This window comes from Streptomyces sp. NPDC014870, assembly GCF_043081505.1.
GTDB lineage: Bacteria > Actinomycetota > Actinomycetes > Streptomycetales > Streptomycetaceae > Streptomyces.
In genome coordinates, this window is record NZ_JBIBWQ010000008.1 from 267,420 (window position 1) to 291,472 (window position 24,053).

General features: G+C 71.4%; 21 protein-coding genes. 16 read left to right on the forward strand and 5 right to left on the reverse strand.

The window, feature by feature from the left end; translation table 11 throughout:
• The first annotated feature begins 177 nt into the window (after positions 1–177).
• The 3 genes from xseA to ACF09C_RS23890 all read left to right on the forward strand — a co-directional run bounded on the left by xseA (position 178) and on the right by ACF09C_RS23890 (position 2,483).
• Positions 178–1,398: an exodeoxyribonuclease VII large subunit gene (gene xseA / locus ACF09C_RS23880; protein WP_392094071.1), complete on the forward strand. Its 1,221-nt coding sequence runs from the start codon at positions 178–180 to the stop codon at positions 1,396–1,398.
• 10 nt (positions 1,399–1,408) lie between these two features.
• Positions 1,409–1,654: an exodeoxyribonuclease VII small subunit gene (locus ACF09C_RS23885; protein ID WP_392094073.1), complete on the forward strand. Its 246-nt coding sequence runs from the start codon at positions 1,409–1,411 to the stop codon at positions 1,652–1,654.
• A 238-nt stretch (positions 1,655–1,892) separates the two neighbouring features.
• Positions 1,893–2,483, forward strand: coding sequence for a malonic semialdehyde reductase (locus tag ACF09C_RS23890; RefSeq protein WP_392094074.1), 591 nt, complete (start codon positions 1,893–1,895; stop codon positions 2,481–2,483).
• A gap of 95 nt (positions 2,484–2,578) precedes the next feature.
• Here the strand turns inward: ACF09C_RS23890 and ACF09C_RS23895 are convergent, their stop codons facing one another.
• The gene (locus ACF09C_RS23895) at positions 2,579–3,112 is read right to left on the reverse strand and encodes a DUF4245 domain-containing protein (protein ID WP_392094076.1); all 534 of its coding nucleotides are present in this window, start codon (positions 3,110–3,112) and stop codon (positions 2,579–2,581) included.
• Positions 3,113–3,230: 118 nt separating this feature from the next.
• Between ACF09C_RS23895 and glpX the strand changes: the two genes are divergently transcribed.
• Positions 3,231–4,262 (forward strand): class II fructose-bisphosphatase, encoded by a 1,032-nt coding sequence (gene glpX, locus ACF09C_RS23900; protein ID WP_392094077.1) that lies wholly within the window; start codon positions 3,231–3,233, stop codon positions 4,260–4,262.
• A 106-nt stretch (positions 4,263–4,368) separates the two neighbouring features.
• Here the strand turns inward: glpX and ACF09C_RS23905 are convergent, their stop codons facing one another.
• Complete coding sequence (locus ACF09C_RS23905) at positions 4,369–4,740, reverse strand: WhiB family transcriptional regulator (RefSeq protein ID WP_362417979.1); 372 nt, start codon at positions 4,738–4,740, stop codon at positions 4,369–4,371.
• Positions 4,741–5,082: 342 nt separating this feature from the next.
• Complete coding sequence (locus ACF09C_RS23910; protein WP_392094080.1) at positions 5,083–5,796, reverse strand: DUF1707 domain-containing protein; 714 nt, start codon at positions 5,794–5,796, stop codon at positions 5,083–5,085.
• A gap of 101 nt (positions 5,797–5,897) precedes the next feature.
• Here ACF09C_RS23910 and ACF09C_RS23915 point away from each other — a divergent pair, with 101 nt between their 5' ends.
• From ACF09C_RS23915 to ACF09C_RS23935, 5 genes are all read left to right on the forward strand, one after another.
• Complete coding sequence (locus ACF09C_RS23915) at positions 5,898–6,263, forward strand: DUF1304 domain-containing protein (protein WP_392094082.1); 366 nt, start codon at positions 5,898–5,900, stop codon at positions 6,261–6,263.
• The gene (locus ACF09C_RS23920) at positions 6,260–6,844 is read left to right on the forward strand and encodes a TetR/AcrR family transcriptional regulator (protein WP_392094084.1); all 585 of its coding nucleotides are present in this window, start codon (positions 6,260–6,262) and stop codon (positions 6,842–6,844) included. Before ACF09C_RS23915 ends, ACF09C_RS23920 begins: the two co-directional genes overlap by 4 nt.
• Before the next feature lie 212 nt (positions 6,845–7,056).
• On the forward strand, positions 7,057–8,727 hold the full coding sequence (locus tag ACF09C_RS23925; protein WP_392094086.1) for a fumarate hydratase: 1,671 nt from the start codon (positions 7,057–7,059) through the stop codon (positions 8,725–8,727).
• A gap of 171 nt (positions 8,728–8,898) precedes the next feature.
• Complete coding sequence (locus ACF09C_RS23930; protein ID WP_392094087.1) at positions 8,899–9,540, forward strand: HAD family acid phosphatase; 642 nt, start codon at positions 8,899–8,901, stop codon at positions 9,538–9,540.
• A gap of 43 nt (positions 9,541–9,583) precedes the next feature.
• On the forward strand, positions 9,584–10,225 hold the full coding sequence (locus ACF09C_RS23935; RefSeq protein WP_392094089.1) for a lipoprotein: 642 nt from the start codon (positions 9,584–9,586) through the stop codon (positions 10,223–10,225).
• Positions 10,226–10,310: 85 nt separating this feature from the next.
• Here the strand turns inward: ACF09C_RS23935 and ACF09C_RS23940 are convergent, their stop codons facing one another.
• Positions 10,311–11,837: a ricin-type beta-trefoil lectin domain protein gene (locus ACF09C_RS23940; protein WP_392094090.1), complete on the reverse strand. Its 1,527-nt coding sequence runs from the start codon at positions 11,835–11,837 to the stop codon at positions 10,311–10,313.
• A 105-nt stretch (positions 11,838–11,942) separates the two neighbouring features.
• Here ACF09C_RS23940 and ACF09C_RS23945 point away from each other — a divergent pair, with 105 nt between their 5' ends.
• The 4 genes from ACF09C_RS23945 (at position 11,943) to ACF09C_RS23960 (ending at position 17,917) form a co-directional block, all read left to right on the forward strand.
• Positions 11,943–13,346 (forward strand): class II fumarate hydratase, encoded by a 1,404-nt coding sequence (locus ACF09C_RS23945; protein ID WP_392094092.1) that lies wholly within the window; start codon positions 11,943–11,945, stop codon positions 13,344–13,346.
• A gap of 44 nt (positions 13,347–13,390) precedes the next feature.
• Positions 13,391–14,056 (forward strand): DUF402 domain-containing protein, encoded by a 666-nt coding sequence (locus ACF09C_RS23950; protein WP_392094094.1) that lies wholly within the window; start codon positions 13,391–13,393, stop codon positions 14,054–14,056.
• A 289-nt stretch (positions 14,057–14,345) separates the two neighbouring features.
• A complete protein-coding gene (locus tag ACF09C_RS23955; protein ID WP_392094096.1) occupies positions 14,346–16,328 on the forward strand; it encodes a SpoIIE family protein phosphatase in 1,983 nt (660 codons plus the stop codon).
• A gap of 146 nt (positions 16,329–16,474) precedes the next feature.
• Complete coding sequence (locus ACF09C_RS23960) at positions 16,475–17,917, forward strand: catalase (RefSeq protein ID WP_392094098.1); 1,443 nt, start codon at positions 16,475–16,477, stop codon at positions 17,915–17,917.
• Positions 17,918–17,998: 81 nt separating this feature from the next.
• On the opposite strand, the gene ACF09C_RS23965 is transcribed toward ACF09C_RS23960, so the two are convergent.
• Complete coding sequence (locus ACF09C_RS23965) at positions 17,999–20,206, reverse strand: transglycosylase domain-containing protein (protein WP_392094100.1); 2,208 nt, start codon at positions 20,204–20,206, stop codon at positions 17,999–18,001.
• Positions 20,207–20,468: 262 nt separating this feature from the next.
• Here ACF09C_RS23965 and ACF09C_RS23970 point away from each other — a divergent pair, with 262 nt between their 5' ends.
• Genes ACF09C_RS23970 through ACF09C_RS23980 form a run of 3 tightly spaced genes read left to right on the forward strand, consistent with a single transcriptional unit; the run spans position 20,469 to position 24,018 of the window.
• A complete protein-coding gene (locus tag ACF09C_RS23970) occupies positions 20,469–20,993 on the forward strand; it encodes a PadR family transcriptional regulator (RefSeq protein ID WP_362014608.1) in 525 nt (174 codons plus the stop codon).
• A complete protein-coding gene (locus ACF09C_RS23975; protein ID WP_362428599.1) occupies positions 20,990–21,673 on the forward strand; it encodes an ABC transporter ATP-binding protein in 684 nt (227 codons plus the stop codon). The genes ACF09C_RS23970 and ACF09C_RS23975 overlap by 4 nt, the downstream gene beginning before the upstream one ends.
• On the forward strand, positions 21,670–24,018 hold the full coding sequence (locus ACF09C_RS23980; RefSeq protein ID WP_392094102.1) for an FtsX-like permease family protein: 2,349 nt from the start codon (positions 21,670–21,672) through the stop codon (positions 24,016–24,018). The genes ACF09C_RS23975 and ACF09C_RS23980 overlap by 4 nt, the downstream gene beginning before the upstream one ends.
• The last annotated feature ends 35 nt before the right edge of the window (positions 24,019–24,053 follow it).

Genomic DNA, 24,053 nt, shown 5'->3' on the forward strand with positions numbered 1-24,053 from the left:
GACGGGCGCGGCGAAGCGCCCGTGACCCGACGACGGGCGCGCAGCAGAACGCCTGACCGGACGACGGTCGTGGCGGAGCCCGTAGCCCCACCGCGGTCGAGCCGCGGAGCCCGTGGCCCGGCCGAGTGATCCGCGGCCACCGCCCCGCCTGTCGGTGCGGTTCACTACGCTCTGCGCATGGGTCTCACTACGTCCGCCGAAGCGCCGCTGCCCGTCGGAGAGGTCTCCCGGCTCATCGGGGGGTGGATCGACCGGCTCGGTGCCATCTGGGTCGAGGGTCAGATCACGCAGCTGTCGCGGCGGCCCGGCGCCGGGGTCGTGTTCCTGACGCTGCGGGATCCCTCCTACGACATCTCCATCGGCGTCACCTGCTACCGCCAGGTCTTCGACGCCGTGGCCGACATCGTCTCCGAGGGCGCCCGTGTCGTCGTGCACGCCAAGCCCGAGTGGTACGCGCCGCGCGGCCAGCTCTCGCTGCGGGCCGTGGAGATCAAGCCGGTCGGCATCGGGGAGCTGCTGGCCCGGCTCGAGCAGCTCAAGCGGAGCCTCGGCGCCGAGGGGCTCTTCACGCTCGACCGCAAGAAGCCGCTCCCCTTCCTGCCCCAGCTCGTCGGTCTCGTCTGCGGCCGCGCCTCGGCCGCCGAGCGGGACGTGCTCGAGAACGCGCGGCGCCGCTGGCCCGCCGTCCGCTTCGAGGTGCGGAACGTGGCCGTGCAGGGCGTGAAGGCCGTGCCCCAGGTCGTCCAGGCAGTGAAGGAGCTGGACGCGCACGAGGACGTCGACGTGATCATCGTGGCCCGGGGCGGCGGCAGCGTCGAGGACCTGCTGCCGTTCTCGGACGAGCAGCTGATCCGGGCGGTCGCCCAGTGCCGTACGCCGGTGGTCTCCGCGATCGGCCACGAACCGGACTCGCCGCTGCTCGACCTCGTCGCCGACCTGCGCGCCTCCACGCCGACCGACGCCGCGAAGAAGGTCGTACCGGACGTCGGCGAGGAGCTGGACCGCGTGCAGGCGCTGCGCGACCGGGCCCTGCGGACCGTGCGCGGGCTCCTCGACCGGGAGGAGCGCGGGCTCGCGCACGCGCTCGCGCGGCCGGTCATGGAGCATCCCCAGCGGATGGTGGAACAGCGCGAGGACGAGCTCGACGCGCTGCTCGCCCGCAGCCGCCGGACGCTCGGGCATCTGCTCGACCGGGCCGACTCGGAGCTGTCGCACACCCGGGCCCGGGTCCGGGCCCTGTCGCCGGCCGCGACGATGGAGCGCGGGTACGCGGTGCTCCAGCGGGCGGACGGCTCGGTCGTGCGGTCTCCGGAGGAGGTCGCCGTGGACGAGGAGCTGCGGGCGCGGGTCCTGGCGGGGGAGTTCACGGTGCGGCGCGTTGTCGGCCCCGGCGCATAGGGTGGATCGCATGGCAGCCACCACGGAAGAGGCGCTCGGATACGAGCAGGCACGCGACGAGTTGATCGAGGTCGTTCGGCGCCTGGAGACGGGCGGGACGACCCTGGAGGAGTCGCTCGCGCTCTGGGAGCGTGGGGAGGAATTGGCGAAGGTCTGCCGACGTTGGCTGGAGGGCGCACGGGCCCGCCTCGACGCCGCGACGTCCTCCGCCGCGGATGACGCCGACGGCGAGGAGACCTCCGCCGAGGACGACTAGAACGCCCGCCGAGGACGCCTAGGACCCCCCGTGGCGCCTCCGGAGGCCCCGCGTACCGCGCCTCCGGAGCCCCGCGCACCGGCGTGCGTCGGGTCCCGTGCACCGGCATGCGGTGGGTCCCGTACGATGATCCTGTGAACCGGATCACTATCCACTTGGATTAGTTGAAAGTTCACCAAACGCCGTCGTACGGTGAGGGCATCGCTTGAAACCCCCTGCAGTCCGGAAGGTACGCAGCATGTCCCTCGCTCTTGACCCCACCGCCCAGGACCTCCTTTTCCGTGAGGCCCGCACCGCCAACACCTTCACCGACGAGCCGGTGACCGACGAGCAGGTCCAGGCGATCTACGACCTGGTCAAGTACGGGCCGACCGCCTTCAACCAGACCCCGCTGCGCATCACGCTGGTCCGCTCCCCCGAGGCCCGTGAGCGCCTGGTGAAGCACATGGCCGAGGGCAACCAGGCGAAGACCGCCACCGCCCCGCTGGTCGCGATCCTCTCCGCCGACAACGAGTTCCACGAGGAGCTCCCGAGCCTGCTGCCGCACTTCCCGCAGGCCAAGGACCTCTTCTTCTCCGAGCGCCCGACCCGTGAGGGCTCGGCCCTGGTCAACGCCGCCCTCCAGGCCGCGTACTTCATCGTCGGCGTCCGCGCCGCCGGCCTGGCCGCGGGCCCGATGACCGGTCTCGACTTCGCCGGCCTCCAGAAGGAGTTCCTGGACGACGACCACACCCCGCTGATGGTCGTCAACATCGGCAAGCCGGGCGAGGACGCCTGGTTCCCGCGCTCCCCGCGCCTCGCCTACGAGGACGTCGTCACCACCGTCTGAGCCGCACCCCGCGTACGGGAAAGCCCCCGGACTCCAGAAGTGAGGAGTCCGGGGGCTTTCCCGTACGCATACGCATACCGTGTCTGTGCCGCCGGCTACGCCTTCTTCGACTGCAGCGCGCCCGCCATCTCGGCCAGCCGCTCGAACGAGGCCGTCCCCGTCACGACCGTCGTCGCGCCGCCGTCCGTGCGCACCAGGGCGTCGTACTTCTCGCCCTCCCAGCGCTGCCAGACCTGACCCGCGACCGTCTGGGTCTTCCCGGAGTCCTTGGCCTGCTGAGTGACCTTGGGCACGAATTTCTCCGGCTCCGCCGTCGACTGGTGGAGCGCCACGTACTGGGTGTCCGGGTCGAGGAAGCCCAGCTGCCAGGCGTCGCCCTGCTCGCGCTTGTACGAGACGACGGTCGCCTTCCAGCCCTCCCCGAGACCCTCGGGGGCCAGCACCGGATAGGGCGCCGCCCGCTGTGCCGTCACCAGCTCGACCCGGTAGTCCTTGGCCTTCACCGGATCGGCGTTCTCGTCGTGCGGGATGAAGAGATACATCACGCCCGCGGCGACCAAGATCACCCCGAGCGACTGGAACATCCCGCGTACCGTCTGCCTGCCTCGCATACCTGCCACGCCCACCATGGTCGCATCATGGTGTTGTGCTCATACGTGGGCCCCTCTGCTCAATTTGTCGACGTACCGATAGAGTCGCAGCACCCTCTTACATTCCGGCCGTCGCCGTACAGAAAGGTGCGCTCCGATGACCGAGCATTCCCTGCCGTCCGAGCTCGAGGTCTCCCCGGAGGCCCCCGATCGCAACCTCGCCCTCGAGCTGGTCCGTGTCACCGAGGCAGCCGCCATGGCCGCCGGCCGCTGGGTGGGCCGCGGCGACAAGATCGGCGCCGACCGCGCGGCGGTCAACGCCATGCGGACGCTCGTCTCCACCGTCTCGATGAACGGCGTCGTCGTCATCGGCGAGGGCGAGAAGGACGAAGCGCCCATGCTCTACAACGGGGAGCGGATCGGCGACGGTACCGGCGCCGAGGTGGACATCGCGGTCGACCCGATCGACGGCACCACGCTGAACGCCAAGGGCATGCCCAACGCGATCGCCGTGCTCGCCGCCGCCGACCGCGGCACGATGTTCGACCCCTCCGCGGTCTTCTACATGGACAAGCTCGTCACCGGCCCCGAGGCCGCCGACTTCGTCGACATCAACGCGCCCGCCTCGGTCAACATCCGCCGGGTCGCCAAGGCCAAGAACATGTCCCCCGAGGACGTCACGGTCGTCATCCTCGACCGCCCCCGCCACGAGGGCATCGTCAAGGAGATCCGCGAGACCGGCGCCCGGATCAAGTTCATCACGGACGGCGACGTCGCCGGTTCGATCATGGCCGTCCGCGAGGGCACGGGCGTGGACCTGCTCCTCGGCATCGGCGGCACGCCCGAGGGCATCATCTCGGCCTGCGCGATCAAGTGCCTCGGTGGTGTCATCCAGGGCAAGCTGTGGCCGAAGGACGACGCCGAGCGCCAGAAGGCGATCGACGCGGGCCACGACCTGGACCGGGTACTGTCCACGAACGACCTGGTCAGCGGCGAGAACGTGTTCTTCGTCGCGACCGGTATCACGGACGGCGAGCTGCTGCGCGGTGTCCGCTACCGCTCGGAGACCGCCACCACGTCGTCGCTGGTCATGCGCTCCAAGTCCGGCACGATCCGGCAGATCGACTCCGAGCACCGGCTGTCCAAGCTGCGCGCCTACAGCAAGATCGACTTCGACCGGGCGAAGTAACGACACGGCGAAGACGCCGTCGTACGGAACGGAGAAGGGGCGGCCCCATGTGCGGTGGGGGCGCCCCTTCTCCGTACGGCCGACGTCGCAACCGCCGCTCGGGCGGTCAGCCGGCCGCGGCGATCCGCTCCGCGGCCGCGGCCTTCTTGAGCTCCACCTCGCGGCGGCGGCGCCGGGCCAGCACGACGCGGCGCTCGGCGGCGGTGAGCCCGCCCCACACGCCGTACGGCTCGGGCTGGAGCAGCGCGTGCTCCCGGCAGTCGACCATCACGGGACAGCGGGCGCAGACCCGCTTGGCGGCCTCCTCGCGCGCGAGCCGCGAGGCGGTCGGCTCCTTGGAGGGGGCGAAGAAGAGTCCGGCTTCGTCCCGGCGGCACACCGCCTCCGTGTGCCAGGGGCCGGCCTCGTCCTCCCGGGCGGGGGCACGCTGAGGCGGAACGGCGGCGACCTGGAGGGGCTGATGCGGCAGTGGCAGCACGGTCTACTCCTGACGACGGCTTCGCGAGCGAGAGACGATGCAGCAGCCCTACCCGCTGTGCGCGCGCCTATGCACTCGGTGCCGCCGAGTTCCGGAGTGCGGACTCGCAGGGGCGGAATCCGGTCACTCCGTCATCCCTGGTCAGAGACGTACAGGGCCGTGCGGGGACGTGCGAGGACGTCCAAAGGCAGGGCGGAGACGTGCGGAGACACGTACGGGGACACCCAGAGACGGGCGGACACGTGCGGAGTCGGGCGGAGACACGCGGAGGCACGCGGAGACGTCCGGAGGCACGCCGACACCTGCGGCCGGGCGACGTGCCACCGCCCGGCCTCGATGACGTCAGTGGCCGAGGTGCTTGCGCAGCTTGTCCTGGACCACGTTCTGCAGGTCGGTGATCCACTTGCCGCGCTTGGGCCTGGCCTCGACGTTGCCGAAGACCGAGTAGCCGTTGATCACGACGACCGGGGCCTGCGGGTCGGCGGCCTCCAGCGTGACGACCTCGAAGTTGCCGAAGATCCCCGTGCCGTTGCCGCGCAGGCTGATGTTCTCCGGGACGCGGACCTCCACGTTGCCGAAGATCGACGTGGCGTTGATCGTGGTCAGCCGCTGCGCGAAGAGCGCCTCGGTCAGGTCGATCTCGATGTTGCCGAAGAGCGCGAAGGCGTTCGTCCTGCGACCCACCCGCCAGCGGCCCTTGCGGGTGGAGCTGGAGAAGACGGCGATCATGCTGTCGGCCGGGGCCGAGTCGTCGTCGGGGCCGTACGCGTAGGCCGGCTCGGGCTCCGGGCGTGGGCCGCGCCCGGCGGGCAGGTCCCGGACGATCGGCTCGAGCTCGCCCACGGTCTTGGCGCGATAGACCGCGTCGATCCGCTCGGAGTGCTCCTCGGCATCGATCCGCCCCTCGGCCATCGCGTCCCTGAGGATGTCCGCGATCCGGTCCCGGTCGGCGTCCGAGGCCCGCAGCGAATCCCCCGGAGCCGCGGCGGGAACGGCCGGAGCGGGGGCCGGCTCGGCGGGAGCGACCGGCCTCTGAGGCTGCTTTTCGAGGTCCACGACGCCAGCCTAGCGAAACGCGATAGATCGCGACTAGGGGGCACGACCGACGGGGTGCGGCTCCAGCCACTCCCAGACACCTGTCCATGTATTCTGGACAGATGTCCAATACTCTCGCGACCGTCGCCGTCGCCCTCGTCGCCGCCCTGCACGTCTACATCCTGGTCCTCGAGATGTTCCTCTGGGAGCGCCGCCCGGGGCGTGAACTCTCCGGCTTCGACGCCGACCTGGCGCGCCGGACCGCGCCGCTCGCCGCCAACCAGGGGCTGTACAACGGCTTCCTGGCCGCCGGCCTGGTCTGGGGCCTGATCGCCGCCGACCCCACCGGTCACCGGGTCCAGGTCTTCTTCCTGTCCTGCGTCGTGATCGCCGGCGTGTACGGCGGGCTCACCGCCAACCGCCGGATCCTGCTCGCCCAGGCCCTTCCCGGGGCCCTCGCCCTGGCCGCCGTACTGTGGGCGGGGTGACCAGCCCGACCACCCCGGACCCCCGCGCCACCGACCCCCGCGCCGCCCGCACCCGCGCCAAGCTGCGCGCCGCGCTCCTCGAGGAGTGCGCCGAGCGCCCCCTCGACGAGGTCGGTGTCGCCGCGCTCGTCCGCCGGGCCGGGATCGGCCGGGCCACGTTCTACCTGCACTACGCCGACCTCCAGGCCCTCGCCGTGGACGCCTGCGCCGATGTCGTACGGGACGCGGTCGAGGCCCTGCACGCCTGGCGCGGCACACCCGATCCGGCCACCCCGCCGCCCGCCCTGCCCGCCTTCTTCGCCCAGGTCGCCCCGCACGCGCCGCTCTACCGGAGCCTCCTGCGTCCCGGCGGCGGCGGTCCGCTCGGCGAGCTGCTCCACCGCGAGCTGCGCGCGTACAGCGCCCGCGAGCGCGAGCTGGCGGGTGCGCCCGAGCCCGGCCTCGTCGCCTCCGCGGTGGCGGCGGCCTTCGCCGGGCTGCTCGCGGACTGGCTGCACGGTCTGATCGAGGCGGCCCCGGAGGAGATCGCGGCCCGCACCTGGCGGCTCCTGATCGCCCTCCACCGCACGCCGCTGGCCTGAACAGGCCCCTGCGCCGAGCGCCTCCGGCCGGAACGGCCCCCTGAGCCGAGCAATTCCGGCCCGAACCGGCCGCTCCACTCCAGTTCGGCGTGATCCCGCCCCCTAGTGAGCCTTACCTCACAGGATCGGGGCCGCGCCCCCGTTCTACGCTGGAGGTGGCGCCGCCAACGGAGGTGGCGCCGCCGTCTGCCGAGTGAGGAATGGCTGCCGTCATGCCAGAGTTTTCGTACTCCGATCTGCTCCCCCTGGGAGAGGACACCACGCCCTACCGCCTGGTGACCGCCGAAGGTGTCTCCACCTTCGAGGCCGACGGCCGTACGTTCCTCAAGGTCGAGCCGGAGGCGCTGCGTACCCTCGCCGCCGAGGCGATCAAGGACATCCAGCACTTCCTGCGCCCGGCCCACCTGGCCCAGCTGCGCCGGATCATCGACGACCCGGAGGCGTCGGGCAACGACAAGTTCGTCGCGCTCGACCTCCTCAAGAACGCGAACATCGCCGCCGCGGGCGTCCTGCCCATGTGCCAGGACACCGGCACCGCGATCGTGATGGGCAAGCGCGGCCAGAACGTGCTGACCCCGGGCCGCGACGAGGAGGCCCTGTCGAAGGGCATCTACGACGCGTACACCCAGCTCAACCTGCGGTACTCGCAGATGGCCCCGGTCACCATGTGGGAGGAGAAGAACACCGGCTCGAACCTGCCCGCGCAGATCGAGCTGTACGCGACGGACGGCGGCGCGTACAAGTTCCTCTTCATGGCCAAGGGCGGCGGCTCCGCCAACAAGTCCTTCCTCTACCAGGAGACGAAGGCCGTGCTCAACGAGGCGAGCATGATGAAGTTCCTGGAGGAGAAGATCCGCTCGCTCGGTACGGCCGCCTGCCCGCCGTACCACCTGGCGATCGTCGTCGGCGGCACCTCCGCCGAGTTCGCGCTGAAGACCGCGAAGTACGCCTCCGCGCACTACCTGGACGAGCTGCCCACCGAGGGCTCGGCCGAGACCGGCCACGGCTTCCGCGACAAGGAGCTGGAGGAGAAGGTCTTCGAGCTGACGCAGAAGATCGGCATCGGCGCGCAGTTCGGCGGCAAGTACTTCTGCCACGACGTGCGCGTCGTCCGGCTGCCCCGCCACGGCGCCTCGCTGCCCGTCGCGATCGCCGTGTCCTGCTCGGCCGACCGGCAGGCCGTCGCGAAGATCACCGCCGAGGGCGTCTTCCTGGAGCAGCTGGAGACCGACCCGGCGCGCTTCCTGCCGGAGACCGAGGACTCCCACCTGGAGGAGTCGGGCGACGTCGTGAAGATCGACCTGAACCAGCCGATGGACGAGATCCTCGCCGAGCTGACGAAGTACCCGGTGAAGACCCGGCTCTCGCTCACCGGCCCGCTGGTCGTGGCCCGCGACATCGCGCACGCCAAGATCAAGGAGCGCCTGGACGCGGGCGAGGAGATGCCGCAGTACCTGAAGGACCACCCGGTCTACTACGCGGGCCCGGCGAAGACCCCCGAGGGTTACGCCTCCGGTTCCTTCGGCCCGACCACGGCCGGCCGGATGGACTCCTACGTCGAGCAGTTCCAGGCGGCGGGCGGCTCCAAGGTCATGCTGGCCAAGGGCAACCGCTCGAAGCAGGTCACGGACGCGTGCGGCAGCCACGGCGGCTTCTACCTGGGCTCGATCGGCGGCCCGGCGGCGCGTCTCGCGCAGGACTGCATCAAGAAGGTCGAGGTCGTCGAGTACGAGGAGCTCGGCATGGAGGCGGTCTGGAAGATCGAGGTCGAGGACTTCCCGGCGTTCATCGTGGTGGACGACAAGGGCAACGACTTCTTCCAGAACCCGGCCCCCGAGCCGACGTTCACGCACATCCCGGTGCGCGGCCCCGGCCTCGGCTGACCTGCCCGCCGGCCTTCCGCTTCGACGCCCCTCGGTCCCTCCGGACCGAGGGGCGTTGTCGATCTCCGCTCAGAAAGTCGCTACCAACCGGTAGCTTTCCCGTCTCCTACTGGTCAGTATTGGCCGCGAGCATGTCAACCACTGAGCCGGTCGACCACTCGGGAGCCCCCCATGCCCTCCACCCCCCTCGTCAGGCGCGCCGCCGCCGGAACCACGGCCACCCTCGCCCTGACCACGCTGCTCGTCGTCGTGCCCGCGCCCGCCGCCTCCGCGGCCGACCCGGACACCCACTCGACGTCGGCCGCCGCCTTCGACGACGTCGACTACACGACCTGGCGGCGTGATGTCGCGGCCGTCGTCGCGCAGGCGCGTCCGTACATCGAGGAGCGTTCCAAGAACGCCGGTCGTGAGAAGCAGGCGATCGTCCTCGACATCGACAACTCCTCGCTGGAGACGGACTTCCACCCCTTCTGGGAGCTGCCGACCCCGGCCATCGCCGATGTGCGCGACCTCGTCGAGGACGCCCACGAGCGCGGTGTCGCGGTCTTCTTCGTCACCGCCCGGCCCGGCATCATCTACTCGCTCACGCACTGGAACCTGAAGCAGGCCGGCTACCCGGTCGACGGTCTCTACGTGCGCTCCCTGCCCGACCTGTTCCACGAGGTCAGCGCGTACAAGACGGAGAAGCGCGCGGAGATCGAGGCCAAGGGCTACACGATCATCGCGAACATCGGCAACAACACCACCGACATCGTCGGCGGCCACGCCGAGCGCGCCTTCAAGCTGCCCGACTACGGCGGCAAGCTCTCCTGACCGGCCGCCACGAGGTCGACAACCCCCGGATAGTCTCGCGCGCATGAGACATCCGATACGGCCACGGACACGGGCCCTCGTCCCGGCGCTCGCCGCCCTCGCGGCCGCCGGGACGCTGACCGGCTGCCTGAGCACCGAGCCGAAGCCCGACCGCGTCCTGCCCGCCCCGAAGTCCCCCGCCGCGACCGCCACCAAGGCGGCCGCCGGGTCTCTCGGGGCCGCCGGGAGCGCCTGCGCGCTGCCGGTCTCCTTCGGCCTGGCGGCCGACTGGAAGCCGCAGGCCGTGAAGGCCACCGACGACGAGGTGTTCGCCGCTCTCGGCAAGCAGGGGCCCGCCACGATGGTCTGCGAGGTCGACGCGAAGCCGGCCGGGAACATCGGCTATCTGCGCGTGTGGACGGCGGGCGAGAGCCCGGCCCGTGCCGCCCTCGAAGGGTTCGTGAAGGCGGAGGAGGGCACCTCGAAGGTCACGTACAAGGAGACGAAGGCCGGCGCGCTGCCGGCCGTCGAGGTGACCTACACGGTCTACAACAAGCTGATGGAGGAGTCGAAGGAGGAGCGGGCCTTCGCCGTCGCCGCCCCGAAGGGGACGGTGATCGTCCATCTCGGCGGCCTGGACTCCCAGGAGCACCGCGAGATGCTCCCGGCGCTCGAACTGGCCCGCACCACGCTGAAGCCCCTCTAGGCACCCGGATCCAGGCACCCGGACCTGACCGTGGCCCCCGTCCCGCACCGGACGGGGGCCACGGGTTCATGGCGGGCGCGGGCCGCTAGGCGAACCGCTGGTTCGCCGAGCCGTCGCAGTTCTGCAGCCGCAGCGGCTGCTTCGCCGCCGCCTGCGTCAGGCAGAGCCCGGTCGCGGCCGTCGGCCGGATCGTGGCCCCGTCGCGGACGAACTTCTGGTTGGCGGCGCCCGAGCAGTTCCAGACGATGAGCGCCTCGCCCGCGCGGTAGCGGGCGCCCGGCACGTCCAGGCAGCGGTCCTGGGTCAGTTCGGTGTGCACGGTCTGCCGGGCGGAGTCGTACCACCAGCCCTGGTTGCGGCCGCCGTGGCAGTCCCAGCCGAGGACGGCGGTGCCGTTGGCGCTGGTGGAGGCGTTCACGTCCACACAGTTGCCGGTGGCCTCGTTCTTCAGCGGCCGGTAGACGTCGTCCCAGGCGTACGGGAAGAGGGTCGGCGTCCCACTGGAGTTGACGTCCGCGCAACTGGCCTCACGCAGGCCCGAGTTGTAGATCTGGGTGAGGCAGGACGCGAAGGCGCGGTGGCCGCTCGCGTTCGGGTGGAAGGACTGCCGGACCGAGTTCTCGTCCGGAGTGCCGGGCTTGGACAGGTCGATGTACAGGCCCCGGGCCCAGGTGTCCTCCATGCAGACCTCGTGGCCGTGGAAGAGCCGGGAGTTGTCCAGGTAGACCGCCCCGGTGTTGGCGGCGGCCCTGCGCATGCCGCGCTCGAAGGCGGGCACGGCGGTGTTGCGGCCCCACACGGTGTCGGAGTCGTAGCCGAGTCCGCCGCAGATGAGCTTGCCGGGGAAGTTCGGATTGTCCTTGAAGTCGGGGCCGATGGGGCTCGGGTAGCCCATGACGACGAGCTTGTAGTCGCCGTCGGCGTACCCGGCGTCGCGCATCACGGTCTTCAGGTCGCGGACGGTCTGCTCGACCTTGGGGACCAGGCCGTCGACGCGGGCCTGCCAGCCGGCGGCGTACTTCGGCTCGCAGGGGCCCTGCAGGGTCAGGTACCGGGTGACGCAGTCGGTCATGACGGGGCCGAACTGCAGGTCGTCGTTGGCCCCGGCGACGAGGAGGACCATCTTGATCCGCGTGTTGCGGGCCTTGATGGCCAGGTTGTCGCTCTGCACCAGCTCGTCGGCGTACTGCTTCGAGCCGCCGATCCGGATGTTGCCGGTGTAGCCGCCGGAACAGGACACGTTGAACGTGAGGTCGGCGGCGATCCCGGTGCGGTGGATGGCCGCGTCGGGCGAGCGGTGGCACCAGTTCGTGGGGCCGTTGGTGGGCGGCTCGTAGGTGCCGACGCCCTCGCCGGAGATCTCGCTGTCGCCGAGCGAGATCAGGCCGCTCCTGCGCTGCGCGAGCGGGCGCTCCTCGGGGCTGCCGTAGATCTTCGTGGCCTCCGCGGCCCGGATCGTTTCGAGCTCGGGCGGGAGCGGTACCGCCGCGACGGTACGGGGGGTGACCTCGGCCGCGCCGGCGGGGGCGACGGCCGTCATGGTCCCGAAGGCCGCGGCGGCCGCGGCCGTGGCCGCGATCGCCCAACGGAGTCTGTACCTGGTGCGCCTCATTGCGCCTCCTGGAAGTGGGGTTACCCACGGTTTTTACTGGCCGGTATCCGCAATGGGAATAGCCAGAACAAGACAAGTGCTCACCTTTGTATGGAGGTTGATGTCATGAGCGACGACACGAGCGAGTACCGGATCGAGCACGACTCGATGGGTGAGGTGCGGGTTCCGGCCCACGCCAAGTGGCGGGCCCAGACCCAGCGGGCCCTGGAGAACTTCCCCGTCTCGGGGCAGCGCCTGGAGAGCGCGCACATCACGGCCCTGGCCCGGATCAAGGCGGCCGCCGCCAAGGTCAACGCCTCGCTCGGGGTGATCGACCAGGACCTGGCGGACGCCATCGTGTCCGCCGCCGCCGAGGTCGCCGCAGGCGACTGGGACGCCCACTTCCCGGTCGACGTCTTCCAGACCGGCTCCGGCACCTCCTCGAACATGAACACCAACGAGGTCATCGCCACGCTCGCCGGCGAGCGGCTCCCCGCGGGCCGCGAGGTCCACCCCAACGACCATGTGAACGCCTCGCAGTCGTCCAACGACGTCTTCCCCTCCTCCATCCACATCGCCGCCACGGCCGCCGTCACCCACGACCTCATCCCGGCGCTCGACCATCTGGCCGCCTCCCTGGAGCGGAAATCGGCCGAATTCGCGGAGGTCGTGAAGTCGGGCCGTACGCACCTCATGGACGCCACGCCCGTCACCCTCGGCCAGGAGTTCGGTGGCTACGCGGCCCAGGTCAGGTACGGAATCGAACGGCTGCGGGCCAGCCTCCCCCGGCTCGCCGAACTCCCCCTCGGCGGAACCGCGGTGGGCACCGGCATCAACACGCCGCCGGGATTCTCCGCCGCCGTCATCGCCGAACTCGCCGCGGCAACCGGACTGCCGCTCACCGAGGCCCGAGACCACTTCGAGGCGCAGGGTGCCCGGGACGGCCTGGTCGAGACGTCCGGCCAGCTCAGGACCATCGCGGTCGGCCTCACGAAGATCTCCAACGACCTGCGCTGGATGGCCAGCGGCCCGCGCACGGGCCTCGCCGAGATCAACCTCCCCGACCTCCAGCCCGGCTCCTCGATCATGCCCGGGAAGGTGAATCCGGTCATTCCCGAGGCCGTCCTCATGGTCGCCGCGCAGGTGACCGGAAACGACACCACGGTCGCGGTGGCGGGCGCGGCCGGAAACTTCGAGCTCAACGTGATGCTCCCGGTCATGGCCAAGAACCTGCTGGAATCCGTACGACTCCTGGCCAACGCGGCGCGGCTGCTCGCCGACCGCACCGTCGACGGGATCACCGCGAACGCCGAACGGGCCCGCGAGTACGCCGAGTCCTCGCCGTCCGTCGTCACCCCGCTGAACAGGTACATCGGCTACGAGGAGGCCGCCAAGGTCGCCAAGCGCTCGCTGGCCGAACGCAAGACGATTCGGCAGGTCGTCCTGGAGAGCGGGTACGTCGAACAGGGCGCGCTGACGGTCGAGCAGTTGGACGAGGCGCTCGACGTGCTGCGCATGACTCATCCGTGACCTGGATCGCAGCGGCCGGTGAGGCGCCCCCCTAATATCTGCGCATGACAGGATCGGGTGGTTCACAGCACTGGGCGCCGGGGGATCACATCCTCTGGCGCTACCGCGACAACGGCTCCGGCGACGTGCACATCTGCCGGCCGGTGACCGTCGTGCGCGACACCCCCGAGCTGCTGGCCGTCTGGATGGCGCCGGGCACCGAGTGCGTCAAACCGGTGCTCGCCGACGGCAGGCCCGTGCACCAGGAGCCGCTCGCCACCCGCTACACCGCCCCGCGCACGACGGCCCGCGCCCACTGGGCGGGCGAGGGCGTCCTGAAGCTCGCCCGGCCCGGCGAGCCCTGGTCGGTCTGGCTGTTCTGGGAGCGCGGCTGGCAGTTCCGCAGCTGGTACGTCAACCTGGAGGAGCCGCGCACCCGGTGGTCCGGCGGCGTCGACTCCGAGGACCACTTCCTCGACATCTCCGTCAACCCCGACCGCAGTTGGCTGTGGCGGGACGAGGACGAGTTCGCGCAGGCCCAGCGCGACGGCCTGATGGACGCGGCGCAGGCCGCGCGGGTACGCGCGGCGGGCGACGCGGCCGTCGCGACCCTCCGGGCCTGGGGCGCCCCCTTCCGCGACGGCTGGGAGAACTGGCGGCCCGATCCGACGTGGACCGTGCCCGAGCTGCCCGCCGACTGGGATCGCACTCCGGCGCACACGGCTCCGTGAGACCCTTGATGCGCCCCCGGGGTGCAACCGTAGGATCGTCCTCCGCAAGGCGGTGATCCACCGGACGAGGCGTCAACCACAGAGCACAGCGCAGGACCTGACCGTAAGTCATTCTGAGGGGGAGAGCAGTGCCGGACGTCTGCCCGGGTGTGCCGACCCCTGTCGTAGCCGCTGCTCGCGGGGCATTCACATCCACCGCGCGCCAGGGGTTTATCCCCCGTGAAGGCGCGGCATCGGCGAGAAGAGCGAGTGCATCGCACCACCGGCCCGGACGGACGGAACCCCACGCGTGACGGAGCATCCCACCTCCCACGAAGGCCGGCAGCCGCTGGCTGCCCGGCCGCATGAGCGCACCCGCCCCCGGCAGCAGGCGGCCGAGGCACCGGTACCGGCCCAGCCCGGCGCGCCCGACGGCGGTGGCCGTCCCGCGCCCGGGCAGGCCGCCGCGCACCCGCCGGCCCCGGCAGGCGGCGGCGCGACCGGCCAGCCGGCCGCACAGCCCGGTGCTCCGGCGGCCGCCATGGCCGTCACCGCCTCCGCCGGCGCGGCGAGCACCCCGCTCGCGCCGGACGTCGCCGCCGCGCGCCGCGAGGGCGACCGGCTGCGGTTCGTCGGCGCCGCGACGCGGCGGATCGCGCGCGGCATCGACCTCGACGAGATCGTCCTCGGCCTGTGCCGGGCGACCGTGCCCACGTTCTCCGACGCGATCCTGGTCTACCTCCGCGACCCGCTCCCGGTCGGCGACGAGCGGCCCGTCGCCCCCTTCGTGCTGCGACTGCGCCGCACGGACCGGCTGCGGTTAACGGAGGTGGACGGCGAGGAGCTGGCGCTCGTCCCCGACCCGGACCCGACCCCCGCGGCCGAACTCTGCGAGGTGCGTTCCGGCGGGGCCCTCGCCGAGGTGCTGCGCGGTGTCCGGCCGGTCTTCGGCGACTCCGCCGCCGCCCGCGCCGCGCTGCCGGAGCTGCTCGGCCCCGAGCACGGACTGCCCCGCGGCCACCGGGCGATCCTGGCCCCGCTGCGGGGGCGGCGCCGGGTCATCGGCGCGGCCGTCTTCCTGCGCCGCCCCGAACGGCCCGCCTTCGAGCCGAACGACCTGCTCGTCGCGGCCCAGCTCGCCACGCACACGGCGCTCGGCATCGACAAGGCCGTCCTGTACGGCCGGGAGGCGTACATCGCCGACGAGCTGCAGCGCACGATGCTGCCGGACTCGCTGCCGCAGCCGACCGGCGTCCGGCTGGCCTCCCGCTACCTCCCGGCCGCCGAGACGGCCCGGGTCGGCGGCGACTGGTACGACGCGATCCCGCTGCCCGGCAGCCGCGTGGCGCTGGTCGTCGGCGACGTCATGGGCCACTCCATGACCTCCGCCGCGATCATGGGCCAGCTGCGGACCACGGCGCAGACCCTGGCGGGTCTCGACCTGCCGCCGCAGGAGGTCCTGCACCACCTGGACGAGCAGGCCCAGCGGCTCGGCCAGGACCGGATGGCGACCTGCATGTACGCGGTGTACGACCCGGTCTCGCACCGGATCACCATCGCCAACGCGGGCCACCCGCCGCCGATACTGCTCCACCTCGGCGGCCGGGCGGAGGTCCTGCGGGTCCCGCCCGGCGCGCCGATCGGCGTCGGCGGGGTCGACTTCGAGGCGGTCGAGCTGGACGCCCCGGCGGGCGCCACGCTGCTGCTCTACACGGACGGTCTGGTCGAGTCCCGGCTGCGGGACGTGTGGACCGGGATAGAGCAGCTGCGGGAGCGCCTGGCGGCCACCGCCCAGCTGACGGGCCCGGACCACTCGCCGCCCCTGGAGGCGCTCTGCGACGACGTCCTCGACATGCTCGGCCCGGGTGACCGGGACGACGACATCGCGCTGCTCGCGGCCCGTTTCGACGGGATCGCGCCCAGTGACGTGGCGTACTGGTTCCTGGAACCGGAGGACGCGGCGCCGGGCCGGGCCCGGCGGCTCGCCCGGCGGGCGCTGGCCCGCTGGGACCTGGAGGACCTCTCGGACTCCGTCGAGCTGCTGATCAGCGAGGTGGTCACGAACGCCGTGCGGTACGCGGAGCGGCCGGTGACCCTGCGGCTGCTCAAGACCGACGTGCTGCGCTGCGAGGTCGGCGACGACTCGCCGCAGCTGCCCCGGCAGCGGCGGGCGCGGGACACCGACGAGGGCGGTCGCGGTCTCTTCCTGGTGAACCGGCTCGCGCGGCGGTGGGGCGCGACACGGCTCTCGGGCGGCAAGGTCGTCTGGTTCGAGCTGGCGACTCGTACCTGACACGCCTGACACGCGTGTCGCCCGGCAGGCCCTAGTCGCGACCACGTCCAATTCCGGACAAATGTTGCTTCTCTCCCGTCGGCGGAGTTGACTTCGGTAGTGGACGAAGCGACCCCACCCAGCTCCTCACCGACGGGAGGACGCTCGTGACCCACACGACGAACAACGCCGGCATTCCGGTGGAGAGCGACGAGCACTCGCTCACCATCGGCCCCGACGGCCCGATCCTGCTCCAGGACCACTACCTCATCGAGAAGATGGCCCAGTTCAACCGGGAGCGGGTCCCCGAGCGCGTGGTGCACGCCAAGGGCGCCGGCGCGTACGGAATCTTCGAAGTCACCAACGACGTCAGCCAGTTCACAAGGGCGCTGCTCTTCCAGCCGGGCGCGCGCTGCGAGATGCTGGCCCGCTTCTCGACCGTCGCGGGCGAGCAGGGCTCCCCCGACAGCTGGCGCGACCCACGCGGCTTCGCCCTGAAGTTCTACACGGAGCACGGCAATTACGACCTGGTCGGCAACAACACCCCGATCTTCTTCGTCCGTGACCCGCAGAAGTTCCAGGACTTCATCCGCTCGCAGAAGCGCCGCTCGGACAACGGGCTGCGCGACCACGACATGCAGTGGGACTTCTGGACGCTGTCCCCCGAGTCCGCGCACATGGTGACCTGGCTGATGGGCGACCGGGGCATCCCCCGGGACTACCGCCACATGAACGGCTACAGCTCCCACACGTATCTCTGGGTCAACGGCGGCGGCGAACGCTTCTGGGTGAAGTACCACCTGAAGACGGACCAGGGCATCGAGTTCCTCACCCAGTCCGAGGCCGACGCGCTGGCGGGCCAGGACCCGGACGCCCACCGCCGCGACCTGTACGAGGCGATCGACTCCGGCGACGCCCCGAGCTGGACGATGAACGTCCAGATCATGCCGTTCGAGGACGCCCCCGGCTACCGCTTCAACCCGTTCGACCTGACCAAGGTGTGGCCGCACGGCGACTACCCGCTGATCGAGGTCGGCCGGATGACCTTGAACCAGAACCCGGAGGACTACTTCATCCACATCGAGCAGGCCGCCTTCGAGCCCTCCAACCTGGTGCCGGGCATCGGCCCGTCCCCGGACAAGATGCTCCTCGGCCGGCTCTTCTCCTACCCGGACACCCACCGGTACCGGATCGGCCCGAACTACGCGCAGCTGCCGCCGAACCGGCCGCGTTCACCGCTCGCCTCGTACGCGAAGGACGGCCCGATGCGCTACGAGCCGGCCGCGACCGCCCGGCCGTACGCGCCGAACTCCTACGGCGGCCCCGAGGCCGATGTGCGCTCCTTCGGCGACCCCGCGGGCTGGGCGGCGGCCGGCGAGATGGTCCGCGAGGCGTACGCCCCGCACAGCGAGGACGACGACTTCGGGCAGGCGGGCACGATGGTCCGCCGGGTCCTGGACGACGCGGCCCGTGAGCGCCTGGTGTCGAACGTCGCCGGGCATCTGCGGGACGGTGTCAGCGCGCCCGTCCTGGAGCGGGCCCTGGCGTACTGGCGGTCGGTCGACCAGGAGCTCGGCGACCGGATCGCCAAGCAGGTCGACGGCGGCTGAGACCCTCCGGCTGCCCGGGCGAACGGCGAAGGCCGGACCCTTCTCGGGTCCGGCCTTCGTCCGGTCATCGCGGCGGGCGTGTCATCGCGGCGGGCGTCCGTCGCTGTTGGCTTCGCCGCCGTCGGCGTCTCCGCCACCGGTCGGCGGCTCGGTCGTGGGCGGCACCGGGTCGGTGGTCGCGGTGGGCGGCGGCGGCACGGTGATCGTGTCCGTCGGCTGCGGCGGCGTGGTCGCAGTCGACGTGGGCGGGGCTGTCGGGTCCGTGGTGCCGCTGGTGGGCGGCGGGGTCGACGTCGGCGTCTCGCCCGTCGGCGTCGAGGTCGGGTCGGGCACCACGGAGTCCCCGGAGCTGCCGTCGGTCTCCAGGTCGAAGCGGGCGTCGGAGCCGCCGCCGAGCGCGGCGGTGGTGTAGTCGCCCCAGATCTGGGCCGGGGTCCGGCCACCGTTGGCGCGGCCCGGGTTGATCGTGTCGGTCAGGGTGACCTGGTTGCCCTTGACGTCCTCGCCGAACAGGCCGACGGCGGTGACCAGCTCGGGGGTGTAGCCGACGAACCAGGCGGAGCGGTTGTTCTCCGAGGTGCCGGTCTTGCCCGCCGCCTGGTAGTCGCCCGCGGCCCGCATGCCGGAGCCGTTGCGGACGACACCGGTCATCGCCTTGGTGACGGTGTCGGCGGCCTCGCGGCTGATGACCTGCTCACCCGTCGACTTCACCGGGTCGGCCTTGCGGTCCTTGTGCTCGGCGGACTTCACGATGGTCGGGGTGACCTTCACACCGTGGTTGGCGAGCGAGGCGTAGACGCCGGCCATGTCCCAGGTTGAGGCGCCCATGGTGCCGAGCGACATCGCGGGGGTCTCGCCGAAGTCGGCGCCGTCCTTCATGCCGAGATCGAGGGCGGTCTTCTTGGTGTTGCCCGCGCCGACGTCCACGATCATCTGCGCGTACACGGAGTTGATCGAGCTGTTGGTGGCCTTCTGGACGGTGACAGGGCCGTAGCTGCGGTTGTCCTCGTTCTCCGGGCTGAACGGGATGCTGCTGCCGACGACCTTGCGCTTGCTGGTGCCGTCGTAGATCGTGCCGAGGCCGATCCTGCGGCCGTCCTGCGTCTCGGCCTTGTTGTCCAGGGCAGAGGCGAGGACGAGCGGCTTGAAGGTGGAGGCGGGCTGGTAGTCGCGGCGGGTGGCGTTCGACGTCCAGTGCTCGGTGGCGCCGATGCCGCCGTACATCGCGACGACCTTGCCGGTCTTCGGGTCGACGGAGGTGGCGCCAGCCTGGACGGTGGCGTCCTTCTTGTCGCCCTTGCGGTCGAGCTTCTCCTCCAGCTGCCGCTCGACCGCCTTGACCAGGGCCTTCTGCTTCTGCTCGTCGATGTTGAGGGTGATCGTCCAGCCGCCGGCCTTGATGTCCTCCTCGGGGATGCCCTGCCGCACCAGCTCCTGGTTGGCGGCCTCCACGAGGTAGCCGCGCTGGCCCTCCATGCCGGGGGCGGGCTTGGCCTTCTGCGGGGCGGGGAACTTCAGCCCGGCCCGCTTCGTCGCGTCGAGCCAGCCCTCCTCGACCATGTTGTCGAGGGTGTAGTTCCAGCGGTCCTCGACGAGCTTCTTGCCGGTCGGGGTGGCGGCGGTCCAGTCGTACTGGTTGGGGGCCTGGAGCAGGGAGGCGAGGTACGCGCCCTGGGCGATGTTCAGCTTGCCCGCGTCGACGCCGTAGTACGACTGCGCGGCGGCCTGGATGCCGTACGCGCTGCGGCCGTAGTAGCTGGTGTTCATGTACCCGGCGAGGATCTCGGGCTTCTCCAGCTGCTGGTCGACCTTGAGCGCGATGACCATCTCGCGGAGCTTGCGGGTGACCGTCTGGTCCTGGTCCAGGTAGTAGTTCTTCACGTACTGCTGGGTGATGGTCGAACCACCCTGCTTGCCCTTGCCGGTCACCGTGTTCACGGCACCGCGCAGGGTGCCCTTGATGTCGATGCCGTTGTCCTTGTAGAAGGTCTTGTTCTCGGCGGCGACGAAGGCGTGCTGGACCTCGAGCGGGATCTTGTCCAGGCCGACGATCTCGCGGTTGATCTCACCGGTGCGGGCGAGGATCTTGCCGTCGGCGTACTTGTAGACGTTGCTCTGCATCGTCGCCTGGGCGTTGGCCTGCGGCACCGGGACCATCAGGTAGATCGCGTAGAAGGCGCCCATCAGGAGCAGGCAGCCGACGAAGAACGTGCCCAGGATCTTCTTCCAGGTGAACAGGCGGCGTATCCGCCCGCCCTTCTTCCCCTGGCTCTTGTCCGCTCGGCCCATGTCCTCCGTCGCTCCGCTCGTCGTGGTGTCGGGGCGTGTCCCGCATCCGAATCAGCTCAGCAAGCTAACACCGCCGATGCTGACAAAGGGCGATCGATCCGGTCTTTCCGGACGTGACAATCAGCACCTGTCCCGGTGGAACCGACGCGTATGGGGCCCGGATGGTTGTGCGGCGCCGGTCACATCCACTCCTTCGGGGCTGATACCGGCGGCGGAGCGACAGCTATACATCGTGCGTATACACCGCGTGTAGAGTGGCGCCATGTCCATAGGTCACACGCTCCTCGGACTCCTGGAGTCCGGCCCGCGCCACGGCTACGACCTCAAGCGCGCCTTCGACGAGAAGTTCGGCCACGACCGGCCCCTGCACTACGGGCAGGTCTACTCGACCATGTCCCGGCTGCTGAAGAACGGCCTGGTCGAGGTCGACGGCATCGAGGCCGGCGGCGGCCCCGAGCGGAAGCGGTACGCCATCACCGAGGCCGGCGTCACCGACGTCGAGCAGTGGATCGGCCGGCCCGAGAAGCCGGAACCGTACCTCCAGTCCACGCTCTACACCAAGGTCGTCCTCGCCCTCCTCACCGGCCGCGAGGCCGCCCAGGTGCTCGACGTGCAGCGCGCCGAACACCTGCGGCTGATGCGCGAGCTCACCCGGCGCAAGAAGGACGGCGACCTCGCCGACCAACTGATCTGCGACCACGCCCTGTTCCACCTCGAAGCCGACCTGCGCTGGCTGGAACTGACCGCCGCCAGGCTCGACCGGCTCGCCGAGGAGCTCCACCGATGACCACCACCCCCCTGCTCCGGGCGAGCGGCCTCACCAAGGCCTACGGCCCCACGCCCGCGCTCTCCGGCGCCGACTTCGCCATCCGGGCCGGCGAGGTCGTCGCCGTCATGGGCCCCTCGGGCTCGGGCAAGTCCACCCTCCTGCACTGCCTGGCCGGGATCGTCCGCCCCGACGCCGGCACCATCACCTACGACGGCCGGGAACTCACCGCCCTCACCGACGGCGCCCGCAGCGCGCTCCGCCGCACCGACTTCGGCTTCGTCTTCCAGTTCGGCCAGCTCGTGCCCGAACTGACCTGCGCCGAGAACGTCGCCCTGCCGCTCCGGCTCGGCGGCGAGCGCCGCAAGGCCGCCGAGGCCCGCGCCCGGGAGTGGCTGGACCGCCTGGAGGTCGGCGACATCGCCGGCAAGCGGCCCGGCGAGATATCCGGCGGCCAGGGCCAGCGCGTGGCCGTCGCCCGCTCCCTGGTCACCGCCCCCCGCGTGCTCTTCGCCGACGAACCGACCGGCGCCCTCGACTCCCTCAACGGCGAGCGTGTGATGGCCCTGCTCACGGACGCGGCCCGGGACACCGGCGCCGCCGTCGTCCTCGTCACCCACGAGGCCCGGGTCGCCGCCTACTCGGACCGCGAGATCGTCGTCCGCGACGGCTCCGTGCGCGACGCGGAGTGGGCGGTATGAGGCTCCGCACCTGGGCGCGCGACCTGGCCCTCGGCGCCCGGTTCGCCGTCACCGGCGGCCGCAGGGGCTGGATCCGGACGACCCTGACCGCCGTCGGCATCGGCCTCGGCGTGGCCCTGCTGCTCGTCGCCTCCGCCGTGCCCCACATGTCCTTCGCCCGCGAGGTCCGCGAGTCGCAGCGCAGCGTCGACGCGAGCCAGGAGAACCGCAACCCCACCGCGGACTCCTTCCTGTACGCGAAGCCCGAGACCGTCTTCCGGGGCGACGTCGTGACGGGCCTGGTCATGCGCCCCGAAGGCCCCGACGCGCCCGCACCGCCGGGACTGCGGAAGATCCCCGCCGCCGGCGAGATGTGGGTCTCCCCCGCGCTCGGCGCCCTCCTCGACTCCCCCTCCGGCGAACTGCTCCACAAGCGGCTGCCGTACAAGGTCGCGGGCACCATCGGCGAGGCGGGCCTCATCGGCCCCGGCGAGCTGCGGTACGTGGCCGGCAGCGCGACCCTCACCACCGACACCTACGACGGCCGGGGCCGCGCCTACGGCTGGTCGGTGCCGGAGGAACCGCTCAACGCCTTCCTGCTCCTGCTCGTCGTCATCGCCTGCGTCGTCCTCCTCCTGCCGGTCCTCGTCTTCGTCGCGACCGCCGTCCGCTTCGGCGGCGAGCAGCGCGACCGGCGGCTCGCCGCCCTGCGTCTGGTCGGCGCGGACACCGCCATGGTGCGCCGGATCGCCGCCGGCGAGTCCCTGGCGAGCGCGCTCCTCGGCCTCGCGCTCGGCGGTGTCTTCTTCGTCCTGGGCCGGCAGGCCGTGGGTCTGGTGACGGTCTGGGACGTCAACGCCTTCCCGTCCGACGTCGTACCGCTGCTGCCGCTCGCCGCCCTCGTCCTCACCGTCGTCCCGGTCGCGGCGGTCGTGGTGAGCCTCTTCGCGCTGCGCGGGGTCGCCATCGAACCGCTCGGGGTCGTACGGTCCTCCACGCCCCGCCCCCGCAGGCTGTGGTGGCGGCTGCTGCTCGTCGCCGCCGGGCTCGCGCTGCTCCTGCCGATGGCCGGCGGCATCGCGCTCTCGGACACCGCGATCGACACCAGCGCGGTCGCGAGCGGCGCCACCCTCGCCCTGGTCGGCCTCACCACGCTGCTGCCCTGGCTGGTGGAGGCCTGCGTCAAGCGGTTCCGTGGCGGCCCCGTCGCCTGGCAACTGGCGACCCGACGGCTGCAGTTGAGCAGCGGTACGGCCGCCAGGGCGGTCAGCGGCATCGTCGTCGCGGCGGCCGGGGCGATCGCGCTGCAGATGCTGTTCCACTCCATGCAGAACGACTTCATGACCGTCAACGGCATCGACACCACGCGGGCCCAGATCCAGTCGTCGATCGACGCCGAGGACGGCGGCGAGGCCCGCGAGATGATCGACAAGTTCTCGAAGACCGAGGGCGTCACCGCCGTCGTCGGCACCATAGAGTCGCACGCCTGGCGCCCCGGCCCCCTCCGGAAGGGCGAGGAGTTCGGCCCGATCACCCCGCTCGTCGTCGGCGACTGCGCCTCGCTCAGGGAGCTGGCCGACCTGCCCTCCTGCACCGACGGCGACGTCTTCGTCGCCCTCGCCCACGGGAAGCTGGGCGCGGCCGAGGACGCCTGGGTCAAGGAGACCGCCCGGGCCGGCGCCGACGTCGCCCTGAGGGACCCGGCGACGAGCCGCACCGCGCCGCCGACCTGGCGCGTCCCCGCCTCGGCCCGCACGGTCGAGGCGCGCGTCGACCCGGTCGGCAAGTACCAGTTCGGGATCTTCGCCACCCCGGCGGCGATCGACGCGACCCGGCTGGACGCGCCGGAGGCGACCGCGCTCGTACGGATCGACCCGGCGGTCCCGGACGCCACTGAGCACGTACGGAACACGGCGGCGGCGATCACCCCGCTGGCCTGGGTCCGCACGCTGCAGAACATCGAGCGGGACGAGCAGTACACCAGCGTCCGCACCGGCATCCTGGTCGGCGCCACCGCGACGATGCTGCTGGTCGCGGCCTCCCTCCTGGTCACGACCCTGGAGCAACTGCGCGACCGCAGAAGGCTGCTGTCCTCGCTGGTCGCCTTCGGCACCCGGCGCACGACCCTGAGCCTGTCGGTCCTCTGGCAGACGGCGATCCCGATCGGCCTCGGCATGGTGCTCGCCGTCGCGGGCGGACTCGGCCTCGGTGTGGTGCTCCTCAGGATGATCGACAAGCAGGTCGTGGACTGGTGGGTGTTCCTGCCGGTGGCGGGCGTCGGAGCGGCGATGGTCGCCCTCGTCACCCTGCTGTCCCTCCCGGCCCTGTGGCGCCTGATGCGCGCGGACGGCCTCAGGACGGAGTAGCGGGCGTACGGGTACGGGTACGGGTACGGGGGCCT